Below are 13,394 nucleotides of genomic sequence, written 5' to 3'. Positions count from 1 at the left end.
ATGACTCCCCAGCTACCCCGGCGTGAGTTTTTGAAACGGTGCGGCCAACTCGGTTTGGCCTGCGCGTGCGGCGCGGCGATCATGCGCAGCCTTCAAGCGGCGGCCGCGACCGCGGAAGATAAACCGACCGAAAAGCTGCCTGACCTGAAGTCCCGCGCTTACTGCGGATTGATCTGCGACGACCGCTGCGAGCTTTACCATGCCACGCAGGCGCAGGATCCGGCCGCGATGAAGGCGGTGCATGAGAAATGGCAATGGAAACAGAAGCACGGCATCGACGACCCGGCGCTGTGTTTCTGCCACGGCTGCAAGCCGACGGAAAAGCAGTCGCTCAACGTGATGCAGCAGCGATGCACCGTGCGCGTCTGCGCCATGAAGCGCGGATTCGACAGCTGCATCCAGTGCCAGGAACTCGTCCGCTGCGAGAAGGAGCTCTGGAAGAACTGGCCGAAGTTCAAGCAGCAGGTCGAGCAATGGCAGAAAGACTACGTCGCCGCCGGCATGGTGACGGTCGCCTGAGCTGAACTCTCACGCTCGGGGCAACACCGGCCCGGCGGCCAAACCGAGCGCGACACCCGCCACGAAGCCCGTGGTGTGCGCGACCACGTCGATGTGCACCTCGCCGGCACCGAACAGGGCGAGCACGACCAATCCCGAGGCCAACGGCGCGAACACCGCACGCCAGCGCTCCGTCGTGCGCCCGCGCATCACGCGCCGCACGGCCCCGCCCGTGAGCAAACCCAGCGCCGCGAACACCGCCGTCGACGCGCCGATCGAGCGATAGTCGTCGGCGCGATGCGCCGTCACCGCGATGACGTTGCCCAGCACCGCCGACGCGGCGAGCAGCAGCCAGCCGCGTATCCGCCCAAACACCGTGAGCACCGCGGAAAAAACGAAGATCCCGCTGAGCGCGTTCGAAACGAGATGCGCGATGTCGCCGTGCAGGAACAGCGAGGTAACCGGCCGCCACCATTCGCCGCGTTCCCACACGCCGGCCGCATCGAGCGCCCCGCGCTCGGTCCAGCCGGGATCAATGAGTTGCGTCCGAAACGCCCCCGCCGTCACCGCCGCCCAGAGCAGCGGCGTCCGCCAATCCGTCCGTTGCATCGTCCGCGGGACTGGTTCCGCCCGCGGCGGCCAGCTCGCACTTTCGCGGTCGAAGCATGCGAGTTGCTCCCGCACGAGCGCCGCCGGTTCGGACTCAACCATCAACCGGTAGCCCTGCTCCGCCGGCACGAGCCAGAACGGCCGCCCGAGCGCCAACGCGACCAGCCCGTGCTGAAACCCTTCGCCCGACGAACGATAAACGCCGACCTCGACCAGATCCGTCGGGGTGCGATCCTCGGCGGACTCGGCGAACGGTTCGGACGCAAGCGGCATGGCGCCAAGCTAGCCGCACCCGGCTGTTTCTTCCACCGCGAATCGCCTGCGATGCGCTCGAAGGAGGCCTTCACTTTCTTGCAAACCCACGGCCGGGTGCCGGTGGCCTGTCGCCGAAGGTCCCGCCCACGTCAAAAAAGTGCAATGCGCCCGCGTTCGAGTGGCGCGGCCGTCGAAAACCTCACTTCGTGCTTTCCGCGCGGGCGCGGGCCCGGCATGGTCCCCCGCGCGCGTTGGGCCGAGCGAGGCCTCTCGATGCGAGGCAACGGTGCCCTGCGACGAGCACAGTTCTGTTTGGGCGGCAATGGTGTCGTCGAGCCGGAGCCACTCCCTTTGCGCTTCTCACATGAAGCATCCGGAAATTATTCAGGGCGGCATGGGCATCGCCGTGTCGAACTGGCGCCTGGCCAAGGCCGTCTCGCGGCTCGGCGAACTCGGTGTCGTCTCGGGCACCGCCCTCGGCATCGCGTTGGCGCGCAGGCTCCAGCTGGGCGATGCCGGCGGCCACATGCGCCGGGCGCTCCAGGCCTTTCCCGTCCCGGCCGTCGCCGAGCGATTGATGGCCGAATATTTCGTGCCCGGCGGCAAACCCACCGACACGCCGTTCCGCTCCGTCCCGATGCCCACGCTCAACGCCACCGCCCGCTCGAACGAGCTGACGGTCGCCGGTAGTTTCGTCGAGGTCTTCCTCGCGAAGGAGGGCCACGCCGGCCACGTCGGGATCAACCTGCTCGAAAAGGTGCAGCTGCCGACGCTCCCCGCGCTGTTCGGCGCGATGCTGGCGAAGGTCGACTACGTGCTGATGGGCGCCGGCATTCCCCGCGCGATTCCGGGCGTGCTCGACCGCCTCGCCGCCGGCCAGCCCGCCGAATTGAAGATCGACGTCGCCGGCGCGGTGGCGGGCGAAGACTGGTCGGCGCGGTTCGATCCGGCGGCGTTCTGCGATGGTTTTTCGACCGCGCTGCGCCGGCCCTTCTTCCTCGCCATCGTCGCGTCGGCCACGCTCGCGATGACCCTGGCCAAGAAATCCTCCGGCCAGGTCGACGGATTCGTGGTGGAGAGCGAAATCGCCGGCGGGCACAACGCGCCGCCGCGCGGCGCCCTGCAATTGAGCGCCAGCGGCGAACCCGTCTACGGGCCGCGTGATGTTCCGGAGCTGCAGAAGATCCGCGAACTCGGACTGCCCTTCTGGCTCGCCGGTTCGTACGCCAGTCCGGCCAAGCTCGCGCAGGCGCGGGCGCTCGGCGCCGCCGGCATCCAGGTCGGCACGGCGTTCGCGTTTTGCGACGAGTCGGGAGTCGATCCCGCCTTGAAGCTCGACGTGATCCGCGCGAGTCGCGCCGGAGGCCTGCAGGTGTTCACCGATCCGTTCGCGTCGCCCACCGGCTTTCCCTTCAAGGTGGTCGGGCTGCCGGGCACAATGTCCGAGGCGGGCGTGTATGCGGCGCGCGAGCGGCGCTGCGATCTCGGCTTTCTGCGTCAAGCTTATCGCAAGGACGATGGCACCGTCGGTTACCGCTGCGCCGCCGAGCGCGTGGAAGATTATGTGCGCAAGGGTGGCAAGGAAGCGGACACGGTTGGCCGCAAGTGCCTCTGCAACGGCCTCGCGGCCACCGTCGGGTTCGCGCAGATCCACGACGGCGTGCGCGAGCCGGCGATCGTCACCGCCGGCAACGAGCTGACCGAGCTGCACCGACTGATGCGTCCCGACGCCGAATCCTACTCGGCCGCCGACGTGTTGAACTATCTTCGCGGCGCGACGTAGCTGGCCCGGAAATTTCATGAACAGGAGTGAAGCTCCGTGCGAAATTTCCGTCCGCCTGCGGCGGAGCGACCTTGTCGCGGCTAGCCCCGACAAAGTCGGCCCGCAGGGCGGATATTTCACGAATCTCGTGAAATCTCCGGGCTAGTTTGAAGCCGGCCCCCAGTGATACGCGGTGACGCGATCATCGTAGAGCGACGGTATGATGATCAGTCGCTCGCTCGGCACATACTCGAAGTCCGCACAGAACTGCCGTGGCCCGCGACGGTCGAGGAGTAGCATCGGACGACCGGCTGCGTCCACGTGGTAGAGCCGGCCGAAGTAGTCGGAGAACAAGTAGCCGCCCGCGCCATCGCTGGTGAGCCCGTCCATGTTCGCCGGACGGCTGACCGTCACGAGCGTGGTCACCGCCTTGGTCGCGAGGTCGACCGCCCTGATGGCGGCATCGGCAGTCACCCCGACGAGGAGCCGCGCCCGCTCGACCAGGATGCCGTTGGGCTGGGCCACAGCCGGACCCTCGAGCCACACCTCGGACCTGCCTGCCGCGAGGCGGTGAATGCAGTTCTTAAACGTGTCGGTCACGTAGATCGCGCCATCGGCATCGATCGCGAGATCGTTCGGAAACACGGCGCCTGCGATCGGCGTGCGCGTGACGACCATCCCGGTCTCCGGGTCGATTTCGACGATCGCGCCGCGCGCGACCACATAGAGCCGGCCGCCGTGCAGCTTCAGCCCCGTGGGGCGGTCGACGTCTTTCACCCAATCCCGCGCCAGCACGTCGCCGTTCATCGCGAGTTTCGCGATCGAGTTGCCGGCGAAGTTGCTGACGTAGAGCATGCCGCGCTTCGGATCGTGCGCGACGCTCTCCGGCGCCGGCAAGCGGCCCTGATGTTCCCACACCGGCGCGAGCTGCGGGGCGCGAAAGATCGCGCTCTGATCGCGAACCGTGAAACTCCAGCCGCCCGATTGCTCCGTCGCCATCAGCACCAGCTCGTTGTCTCCCGCTTCGAGCGACAAATAGAGCGTGTCGGGTTTCTCGTTTGCCGCGCCGTCGCGCTGGCCGTGGAAAAGTTTCTGGCCGTTCAGATACACGCCGAGGTCGCCGCGAAAACGCAGCGCAAACGGCCGGACCTCCCTCCGCTCCGCGGTGACGAGCGCGCGAGCCCAGATCTTCGATCCACCCTGCGCGTTGGGCGTGCGGAATCGCGTGAGTTCCACGAGTCCCGCAGCATCGCTCCGGACCGGCAGCCACTCGATCGCAGCTGCGGCCTTGCCCTCCAGATAGCGCTCGGGCCCCAGCGCGGAGGGCCGCAGCGTCGGTGAGAGCGACCAGTCGATCACCAGCCCGGGCACCGTGTCGGGCGCAACGAACGGAACCTGAGACTCCGCCCGCGTGCGGGCGCCGAGGGTTGCCAGCATCGTGACGAGAAGCGCCATCGCGGTCAGTCGCGGGAGAAAGGACAAGCGGGGTTGAAGCAGCATGGGAGAGTTGAAATAGGTGGCGCGAAATGTCCGACCGCCGCGGTCAATCGACTGCCTTTCGCCTCGCCGGTGGATGCGGTCCGGCTCGGCTAAACGGCAAACTTCGCGCGGAACTGTCGCGCATAGCGCCGGCTCATCGTCAGCGGCTCGGGCAGCGCTTTCAGGTGCACCTGCATCGCGCCGTTGAACCACGGCTCGAACCGCGCCACGTGCGCGCAGTTGACAATCGCGGACCGCTGGATCCGCGCGAAATGCCGCTCGGGCAGCAACTGTTCCCATTCCTTCATCGGTTTCAGCACGAGCCCGATCGGACCCGTCGTGCTGATCAACCGCGTGTAGTCGCCCTCCGCCAGGATGCACGCGATCGACGCCACCGCGATGAACCGCGGCGCCTGATCGATCGTAACGAAAACCGAATCGTCGTAATTGATCCGGCCCGCGCTCGGTCCCGGCGGCGGCGCGCCGCGACCCAGAAAACGGTCGACCGCCACGCGCAGCCGCGCCGGATTCACCGGCTTCATCAGGTAGTCGAGCGCGTTCACCTCGAACGCACGCAACGCGAACTGATCGTGCGCTGTCACGAAGATCACACGCGCGGTTACGCGGGCGCGTTCGAAGAGATCGAAACCGCTCTCGCCGGGCATCTGGATATCGAGAAACAAAAGCTCGGGCCGGAGGCGTTCCAGCGCGGCGGCAGCTTCGCCGACGGAGCCGGCTTCGGCGGCCACCTCGATCTCCGGGTGGTCCGCAAGCAGATAGGCGAGTTCGCGACGGGCCAGCCGCTCGTCGTCGACGATGAGGGCGCGATGCGGGTTCATGAAGCGGGAGCGAGCGGCGGCTGCGGCGCGTTGACGCGGATTTCCGCGTGCACCCAGCCGTTGCGCTCCACGAGGCTGAGCGTGTGGCGGCCCGGGAACGTGAGGGCCAGCCGCTGGCCGACGTTGCGCAGCCCGGTGCCGGTGCCGTGGCTCTCGGGCGCCGGGACCAACCGGCCGGTATTCGACACGCGAACGATCAAATCACCCTCCTGGTGCGCCACTCGAATCTCCAGCCGCAGCGGCAGAGGACTGGTGTCCATGCCATACTTCACCGCGTTTTCCACCAGCGGATGGATCAGGAAACACGGCACCGTGCAGGGTCGCGCCGCCGGATCGACGACGAGCGTCACCTCCAGCTTGTGTTCGAACCGAATCCGCTGGATCGCGAGGTAGTTTTCGATGGCCGCGATCTCCGCGTCGACCGTGCTCTCGGTGCCGCAGCCATCGAGCGAATAACGCAGAAACTCGGAAAGCTCCGTGGTGATCTCCCGCGCGCGCGACGGATTTTCGAGGATCATCGCGCGGATCGCGTTGAGGGCGTTGAACAGAAAGTGCGGGTTGATCTGGTAGCGCAGCATCTGCAGTTGCGCCTGCTGGGCCGCAGCCTCGGCCGCGCGGACCTTCGCCCGCTGCTCGCCGGCCTGCAGCCAGTGGTCGATGGCAAAATAGATCCCGGAAAAGAGCAGAAAGCTGACCCCGTTCTGCACGCCACCGGCGAGGAACATGAACTTGATTGACGGGTTGAAATTCGGCTGCCAGCCGATCGCCCAGCGCGTGAGCCCGGCCAGGAAGTCGCACCAGGACGCCGCCACGAAACAGAGCAGCGGCACCAGCAGCATATAACCACCGAGCCCGGGCCGCGGGCGGATCGAGTCGTACCCGATGAACATCAATCCCGTGATCAGGAACCCCAGCGCGCAAAAGACCGTCGTGCCGTGCAGCGCCCAATCGAGCGCCATCGGTCCCTTCATCGCCCCGGTGACGATGCTGCCGAGGCACCACAGCGCCCACGCCACGAAGAGCACCGACGGCATCAGCACGCACTTCCTGGTAATCGTCACGATCGATCCGTAGCACGCCCGCGGGCGAAACGCCCGTCCGAATCGATGAGCGGACGGAATCGACGGTGAATGGGCATTTCGGCGTGACTCGTCTGCGCAGCAGCAGATTTTTGAGCCTGTGGCGATGCGGTGGATTTTTTGGTGGGCACTGGGCTGCGCGGCGTTGAGCGCGCACGGCCAGCCGCGGCCGTGGCCGCACGAGGTCAGCGATCTGCCGGTGAACCCCGCGGTCACGTGGGGGCGGTTGGACAACGGCGTGCGCTACGCCGTCGCACCCAACGCCGAGCCGGCCGAACGCGTGAGCCTGCGGCTGCTGGTCCTCGCCGGCAGCATGCACGAGAACGAGCGGCAGCGCGGCTACGCGCACTTCGTCGAACACCTCGCCTTCGACGGCACACGCCTTTATCCCGGGCAGACGCTGCATGCGACGCTGCAGCAAACCGGACTTGCGCGCGGACCGGACGTCAACGCGCACACCCACACCGATCGCACGATCTACCGGCTCGATCTGCCGCAGCCCACGCCCGAACGGTTGCGGCTGGGGCTCGGCGTGCTGCGCGAGTTCGCGGACGGCATGATGCTCGACCCCGCCGAGGTGGCGCGCGAGAGCAACGTGATCCTGATCGAGAAACGCGCGCGCGACAGTCACTCGCAGCGCGCGCACGCGGCGTTCATGCGTTTCCTGTTTCCCGCCGGCCCACTCACCGACCCGTCGGCCTTTGGTACCGAGGAAAGCATTCGCACCGCGACCGCCGCGGAACTGCGGCGATTCTATGAAACATGGTATCGGCCGGAGAACCTCGTCGTCGTCGCGGTCGGGGCGATCGAGCCCGCCGCCGTCGCCCGCGAGATCGCCACTGCGTTTGGGAGCCTGCCCGCGCGCGCCGAGGCCGCGCCGGTTGTGAACCTCGGCCCACTGACAAATCCCGACGCGCTCGTGGTCGGCGTCGAGCCCTCCACCGACGCGGCCGGAGCCGCAAGCTTCCTGCTCGCGTCGATCGCGCCGGTGCTGCCGGTGGACACGCGCGCCAGCGTGCAGGAAATGCTGCTGCGCACGATGGCGTTTGATGCGTTGAACCGCCGGCTGGATCTCCTCCAGCGCCGTGAGTCAGCCCTGCTGCTCCACGCCAGCGCCAGCTACAGCAGCGGTCCGGTGTTTCAACAGGCGCTGCTCAGGATCGACACGAGCCCGCGCGAGTGGCGCGCGGCCGTCGAGCGGCTCGAGCAGGAGCGGCGCCGGGCGCTGCTGCATGGCTTCACGCCGGCGGAGATCGAACTGTCCCGCGAACGCGCCCGCGCGCTTTTGCAGCACGCGGCGACCGCGGAACGCACGCTCCTTTCCGAACCGTATGCCGACGCGTTGGCGGAGAGCATCGCTGCTCATCGGGTGTTTCTGGCCGGGGTCGAGCTCGAGCAGATCGCACTCTCGGCGGTCGAGCGTGCCACGCCGGAAGAATGCCTGGAGGTGTTCCGCCACGCGTGGGGTCCGGGACATCCGCGGTTGTTCGCCTCCGGCCCGTTCACGCTCGCGCGGCCGGCCGAGCAATTCGCCGCCGTGTTTCGCCGCAGTGCGCAGACCCCGGTGAAGGCTCCGCGGCCGGCCGCGCCCGTGCACTTCGCTTACACCGATTTCGGCCGGCCGGGCAAAATCGTCGCCCGCGATCACGTCGGCGACCTCGACCTTCACCGGATCCGGTTCGCCAACGGCGTCCGCTTGAACCTGAAGTCGACGCCGTTCGAAGCGGGGCGGATCGTCTACGGCGGCCGATTCGGCACCGGTGCCGCCGGCGAGCCGGGCCGGCTGCCCGGCCTGCGCGCATTCGTCGAACACGGCGTGACCGTTTTCGGACTCGGTCGCCATGACCAGCACGCTCTGCGGCAACTCGCCGCGGGCCAGCTGTCGTCGCTGTCGATCACGACCGGCGAAGAGGCCTTCTACATCGCCGGAGTCAGCGATCGCGCGGGCGCGGAGCGATTGCTGCAGCTCTTGGCGGCCCAGTTCACCGATCCGGGTTGGCGGGCCAGTGATCTCCCGGTCGTGCAGCAGCGGATCGTGGCGCAACTCGACGAAACCCTCCGGAACGCGGGCAACTATCTCACGGCTCGCCGGCAGGAACTGCTGACCGGCGGCGATTCACGCTACCGGCTGCCGCGGCCGGGCGAGGTCCTGCGCTATACGGTGCGGGACTTCCGCCGCTGGTTCGAACCGCAGCTGCAACACGCGCCGCTCGAGATCGGGATCGTCGGCGATTTCGACGTGGAGGCGATGGTGCAGCTGGCGAGTCGGACGCTCGGCTGTTTGCCGCGCCGCGAACCCGGCCCGGTGCCGCGGCCGGTGCGCTTCCTCCCGCAGCTACCGCCCACCCATGAAACGATCCCCGCCACCGTGCGACAGGCCGCCGTTCAGCTGGCGTGGAGCGTGCCTGCGCCGCGCGGCGTGCGCGTCGAACACCACCTCGAATTGCTCGCCGACGTGCTCCGCAATCGACTCATGCAGGAGATCCGGGGCGAACTCGGCGCGACCTACGCCGCCAGTTGCCAGCTCTGGCGGAGCGATGTGCGGCGTGACACCGGCTATCTGATCGCCGCGTTGGTCTGCGAGCCGGCGGATGTGGCGCGGATCGCAGAGACCACGCGCCGGATCGCCGACCGACTGGCCCGTGACGGCGCCACGGCCGAGGAGTTCGAGCGCGCGCGCCAGCCGCGGTTGCTGGATGCACCGGTGCAGCTCCGCAGCAACGGCTACTGGCTCGGGATGGCCGTGGCTGCGGCCCAGAGCCAAACCGAGGAACTCGAGCGGCCGCGCCAGCGCGTGCTTGATCTCGAACAGGCGACTGCGAGCGATATCAGCGCGCTCGCCGCTGAAGTATTACCGGCTGAGCGCGCCTCGGTGTTCACCGCGGCGCCGGAGAAAACACCCTGAGGGAGCTCGCGCACACGTGACTGGTGCGGCTAAGTCGACATCCAGTCACCCGTCGAGCCGCCGGACGTCGCACTCCTGGCGCAAGTCCCTCAGCTCTCCGCTCCCGACTCGCCTTTCCCGGTTTATAGCAGCTGGCTGATCTTGCCGTAGTCGATCGCCTCGGCGAACGCGCGCAGATCCGCATCGGTGACATCCGAGCCCTCGATCTGAACCAGCAGCGTGCCGTTGACGACCACGTTCACCGAACCACTGCCATCCTTGTTCTTGAAGATCGCTTTCTGGCCCTTGATGCGTTCGAGCTTCCCGCCGTCGGCATTCGCGAACATCGGGTTGCCCATCATCATCAGCACGCCCTGCATGATGGGGGAATCGGTGATCAGCTTCACCGTTATCGTCGCGTCGCCTTTCTTGTATTGGCGCTCGGCTGAGACGCCGCCGCCGAACATCGCCGCCGCGGCCGCTTGCGCGGTGGCATCCTCGGCCTGCCAGCCGGATGGGGCGTCGGGCAGCAGCGCTTTGAACTGATCGGCGCGTTTTTGGCGGATCAGCTGGGCGGCCGCGTCGAGCGACTGCGCCGCGGTGGCGTAGTCATTGGCCTTGTAAGCCTTCACCGCTTCGTCGATCGAATCCGTAACGTCATCGGCGCGCAGCACGGAAGTGCTGGCGAGGAGTCCGAAGGCGCAAGACACGACACAAAGCGACCGGGTAAACGAAGAAGACATGATGTGTTGAGGGTTGGGTTTCGCCGCGACGGCCTGGCTGCCGCAGCGCTGTTCAGAACAGCCCGATAGCAGCCGCCGCCAGCCATCGCTTCGAGCCAAAAGCAGAGCGGGTTTCCCCGGAATTCGAATCAGCGCTTCCCCGCGTCGCCGGCTGGCGCCCGCAGTGAATGACCTGTTCGCGCCACCGCAACATTGCAGCCGGCGACGTGGGCCTGGGCTGTAGCCCGGCGAGCCCGGCTACCTTTCTCGCAAAAACTCAGCGTGCGTTGGGTCGGGTGGGGGGAAACCGTCCCGTCGCCGCCGCCGCGCCCGCACCCGACGCGGGCCGCGCACCCGGCCCGCCGCGCGTTTGCGCGTACGATGCTTCCTCGGCCGCGATCGCCCGCACGATCGCAACGTTCTCTGCGATCGGATTCATGCTGTGCTCGGTGATCGCGTCGAACCGCGCCTGAGCGAAATCGCACCGCGTCGCGGTTTCCTCCAGAAACTCGCGGATGACGCCCTTCTGCAGCCGGTCCAGTTCCGCCGTCATCGCTGGCTTGGTGCGAGCGTGCAGCGCGACGCCGAGGACGCGTTGCGCCAGCCTTCGCCCGATCTGCTCGGCCTGATCATAGTAGTATTCGCAGATCTCGCGATGTCCTTCCTCATGCGTGAGGATTTTCGCGGGTCCGCCCGCCGGCGTCCACAAGGTCACGGTCAATGTCGCCCGCAGCGCGATCTCGGTCACGTGCGCCGGTTGTTTGCCCAGCCACGCTCCTTCCGCCTGTGCCTCGGTGCTGCACGCGAACTGGTAAACGCATGTGCCGACCTCCGGGGGCGTCAGCTTCGGCATCCCCGCGGGCGGATGCTTCGGATCAAATGTTCGTCGCTCGATCTTCGCCGGCGCAATTTCGACCGTCACCGGTGCGGTGACTGCGCCCGACAATGCCAGCGGCAGGATCAACAGCACAAAATGGCGGAGAATGCTGAAGGCGGGTGGGCGCCGGAAGAAAGTCATCCGTCACGATCCGACCCTCGGTGATGGCTGCAAGTTTCCCGCAAACTTCAGCTCGCGCACCTCCGCGGCTGAGCAAGCGTCCACCTCGGCCGCGGGCCAGGCGTCCACCCCGTTTCGCTGCAGTTCTCCCTCCGGCGAAGCGTCACGTAGTGCGTGATCGTCGGCCGCTTCCTTTGAGGGAAGTGCCACTCCCTACGTGATACGTTGGGGAACGTGTTCGCGACGAGAAACGCGCTCACCGGATGATCCGTTTTGCCATCGGCCGCGTCTGGCTTCTCAGTTTGTCTCATCCCCACCCCGTCATGCGTTTTCCGCTCCTCCTCCGCCTCGTCCTGTGGTTCGCCGCCGTGTTCGTTCTCGCCAGCCGCGCCCAGGCGCGCCTCCAGTCCGGCGAGGTGCACGTCTGGGAACCGCAGGAAATCATGTTCCAAGCCGCGCGCGACTACGCGAATCCCTACGCCGAGGTGGAGATGTGGATCGAGTTGAAAGGCCCTGAATTCGACCGGCGGGTTTACGGCTTCTGGGACGGCGGGCAGACGTTTCGCGTGCGGTTCGTCGCCACTGCGCCCGGGGAGTGGACGTGGCGCTCGGGTTCGAACCAATCGGGCGACGCCGGTCTGAACAACGGCGGCGGCAAGTTGCGCGCCGTCGGGTGGACGGACGCCGAGAAAGCGGAGAACGCCAACCGGCGCGGCTTCGTGCGCACCGCCGGCAATGGCCACGCGCTGCGTTACGCCGACGGCACGCCGTTCTTCCTCGTGGGCGACACCTGGCTGGCCGCGTCGACGTGGCGATTGCCGTGGAAGGGCTTCGCCGCCGCCGCCGACTACGTGCCCGGCCCAGGAATCAGCTTCGAGGAAGCGGTCGCCTGGCGAAAGCGGCAGGGGTTCAACTCGGTCAGCTTCATCGCGGCCTTTCCGAACTGGGACGCCGACCAGTATGGCGCCACCTACAAGAACAAGGACGGCGTTTTCCTGCGCAACGCGTGGGAAAAATTCGGCCACTGGGCGCCCAACGCGTCGATCACCACGGCGGATGGCGCGACCACGACGGCGAAAGACATGGCGGACGAACAGGGCAACCGACCGTTCGAAGTGTTCCCGGAACGCGAAGGCCTCGCGAATTACGATCGAATCAACCCCGCGTATTTCCGCAGTCTCGATCGCAAGCTGAGGCACCTCGCCGACGAGGGCTTCGTGCCGTTCCTTGAAACCGTCCGCCGCGATCACGGGCCCGGCTGGAAGGCTTATTTTGATTTCAACAAGTCCTACGCGCGTTTCGTCCAGTATCTGATCGCCCGCTATGGCGCCTTCAACCTCGTGTTCAGCGGCATCCACCTCGACTGGATCCCGAAGGATTACAGCCTCACCGCCGACGAGTTTAACGCCGCACTCACTTACCACTGGAAAATCTACGGCCCGCTGCCGTTCGGCCAGCCCTACACGACGTTGATCGATACCTCGACCTACAAGGCCTTCGGCCATGCCGATAGCTGTCCGTGGCTGACGATGCACACCGTCGGAAACAAGCCGCGCAATCACGCGATCTATGCGTCGCTCGAGGAAATTTTCCGGCTCACGCCCGCCTACCCGGCCGCGAACCTCGAGCCCTACTACACCGGCTGGAATCACGCGATCAACCGGCCCGGCGGCGAAACGCCGGACGAAAATTCGCCGCGCGACAACTATTTCGCGCGCGCAATGATGTATGGCTCGGTGCTGTCGGGCGGATTGGCCGGTCACGTGCACGGCACCGCCGCTTACGATCTCACCAGCACCGGCGAGCCCGCCGGCTGGCGACCCCACCTCTGGACGGCGCTGCGCTACGAGTCCGGCGCGCAGATGCAGCACCTGCGCGACTTCGTGCTCTCCGAGGGCGATCGCTACCAGCAGCTCCAGCTCGCCGCCATGGATGTGTCGACGCGCAAAACCGTCAACCCGCTCGACGAGGGACTCGATGGCTGGGCGTTCATGATGCGGACGGCGGCGCGCGACTTCGCGCTCCTTTATTTCGAAAATCGGGCCGCGCGGGCGCAGTTGGGTGGGTTCACGCCCGCCGCCCGTTATCGCTGGACGTGGTTCAACCCGCGCACCGGCGACTGGCTCGCGCGGCAGGAGATCACCGTCGATGCGACGGGCGTCATCCCAACGCCCGAGTTTCCCGCGCGGGGCGCCGATTCGGCCGATCCAGCCGATTGGGCCGCAAAGCTCCTCCGCCTGGAATAGCAACCACCGGAAGCAACCCGGTGA

10 protein-coding genes are annotated in these 13,394 nt (G+C 67.0%); 4 read left to right on the top strand and 6 right to left on the bottom strand.

Going from position 1 to position 13,394, the window contains the following annotated elements; all coding sequences use genetic code 11:
* The first annotated feature begins 81 nt into the window (after window positions 1–81).
* Entirely contained in the window at window positions 82–519 is a 438-nt protein-coding gene (locus OTER_RS04955) for a DUF3795 domain-containing protein (RefSeq protein ID WP_012373809.1), read from the top strand.
* 9 nt (window positions 520–528) lie between these two features.
* Here the strand turns inward: OTER_RS04955 and OTER_RS23715 are convergent, their stop codons facing one another.
* A complete protein-coding gene (locus OTER_RS23715; protein ID WP_012373808.1) occupies window positions 529–1,380 on the bottom strand; it encodes a rhomboid family intramembrane serine protease in 852 nt (283 codons plus the stop codon).
* A 346-nt stretch (window positions 1,381–1,726) separates the two neighbouring features.
* On the opposite strand from OTER_RS23715, the gene OTER_RS04945 reads away from it, so the two are divergent.
* Window positions 1,727–3,145: a nitronate monooxygenase gene (locus OTER_RS04945; protein WP_012373807.1), complete on the top strand. Its 1,419-nt coding sequence runs from the start codon at window positions 1,727–1,729 to the stop codon at window positions 3,143–3,145.
* A 141-nt stretch (window positions 3,146–3,286) separates the two neighbouring features.
* Here OTER_RS04945 and OTER_RS04940 read toward each other — a convergent pair whose 3' ends face one another.
* The 3 genes from OTER_RS04940 to OTER_RS04930 form a co-directional block, all read right to left on the bottom strand.
* Window positions 3,287–4,624 carry an SMP-30/gluconolactonase/LRE family protein gene (locus OTER_RS04940; RefSeq protein ID WP_012373806.1) on the bottom strand — a complete coding sequence of 446 codons (1,338 nt, stop codon included), beginning with the start codon at window positions 4,622–4,624 and terminating at the stop codon, window positions 3,287–3,289.
* A gap of 89 nt (window positions 4,625–4,713) precedes the next feature.
* Window positions 4,714–5,442 carry a LytR/AlgR family response regulator transcription factor gene (locus tag OTER_RS04935; protein ID WP_012373805.1) on the bottom strand — a complete coding sequence of 243 codons (729 nt, stop codon included), beginning with the start codon at window positions 5,440–5,442 and terminating at the stop codon, window positions 4,714–4,716.
* Window positions 5,439–6,503: a sensor histidine kinase gene (locus OTER_RS04930; RefSeq protein WP_148218010.1), complete on the bottom strand. Its 1,065-nt coding sequence runs from the start codon at window positions 6,501–6,503 to the stop codon at window positions 5,439–5,441. The genes OTER_RS04935 and OTER_RS04930 overlap by 4 nt, the downstream gene beginning before the upstream one ends.
* 124 nt (window positions 6,504–6,627) lie before the next feature.
* Between OTER_RS04930 and OTER_RS04925 the strand changes: the two genes are divergently transcribed.
* Complete coding sequence (locus tag OTER_RS04925) at window positions 6,628–9,426, top strand: M16 family metallopeptidase (RefSeq protein WP_012373803.1); 2,799 nt, start codon at window positions 6,628–6,630, stop codon at window positions 9,424–9,426.
* A gap of 122 nt (window positions 9,427–9,548) precedes the next feature.
* On the opposite strand, the gene OTER_RS04920 is transcribed toward OTER_RS04925, so the two are convergent.
* Window positions 9,549–10,148: a hypothetical protein gene (locus OTER_RS04920; RefSeq protein ID WP_012373802.1), complete on the bottom strand. Its 600-nt coding sequence runs from the start codon at window positions 10,146–10,148 to the stop codon at window positions 9,549–9,551.
* A 256-nt stretch (window positions 10,149–10,404) separates the two neighbouring features.
* Window positions 10,405–11,145, bottom strand: a complete 741-nt coding sequence (locus OTER_RS04915) for a hypothetical protein (RefSeq protein ID WP_012373801.1) — start codon at window positions 11,143–11,145, stop codon at window positions 10,405–10,407.
* Window positions 11,146–11,447: 302 nt separating this feature from the next.
* Here OTER_RS04915 and OTER_RS04910 point away from each other — a divergent pair, with 302 nt between their 5' ends.
* Window positions 11,448–13,370 carry a DUF5060 domain-containing protein gene (locus tag OTER_RS04910; protein WP_148218009.1) on the top strand — a complete coding sequence of 641 codons (1,923 nt, stop codon included), beginning with the start codon at window positions 11,448–11,450 and terminating at the stop codon, window positions 13,368–13,370.
* The last annotated feature ends 24 nt before the right edge of the window (window positions 13,371–13,394 follow it).

This window comes from Opitutus terrae PB90-1 (assembly GCF_000019965.1).
Taxonomy (GTDB): domain Bacteria; phylum Verrucomicrobiota; class Verrucomicrobiia; order Opitutales; family Opitutaceae; genus Opitutus; species Opitutus terrae.
This window is presented reverse-complemented; position numbering and strand designations above follow the sequence as displayed.

Bases quoted from the DNA above. Each gene is read 5' to 3' on its own strand.
- OTER_RS04955 (WP_012373809.1), top strand. From the start codon at position 82: ATGCGCAGCCTTCAAGCGGCGGCCGCGACCGCGGAAGATAAACCGACC.
- OTER_RS23715 (WP_012373808.1), bottom strand. From the start codon at position 1,380: ATGCCGCTTGCGTCCGAACCGTTCGCCGAGTCCGCCGAGGATCGCACC.
- OTER_RS04945 (WP_012373807.1), top strand. From the start codon at position 1,727: ATGAAGCATCCGGAAATTATTCAGGGCGGCATGGGCATCGCCGTGTCG.
- OTER_RS04940 (WP_012373806.1), bottom strand. From the start codon at position 4,624: ATGCTGCTTCAACCCCGCTTGTCCTTTCTCCCGCGACTGACCGCGATG.
- OTER_RS04935 (WP_012373805.1), bottom strand. From the start codon at position 5,442: ATGAACCCGCATCGCGCCCTCATCGTCGACGACGAGCGGCTGGCCCGT.
- OTER_RS04925 (WP_012373803.1), top strand. From the start codon at position 6,628: ATGCGGTGGATTTTTTGGTGGGCACTGGGCTGCGCGGCGTTGAGCGCG.
- OTER_RS04920 (WP_012373802.1), bottom strand. From the start codon at position 10,148: ATGTCTTCTTCGTTTACCCGGTCGCTTTGTGTCGTGTCTTGCGCCTTC.
- OTER_RS04915 (WP_012373801.1), bottom strand. From the start codon at position 11,145: ATGACTTTCTTCCGGCGCCCACCCGCCTTCAGCATTCTCCGCCATTTT.
- OTER_RS04910 (WP_148218009.1), top strand. From the start codon at position 11,448: ATGCGTTTTCCGCTCCTCCTCCGCCTCGTCCTGTGGTTCGCCGCCGTG.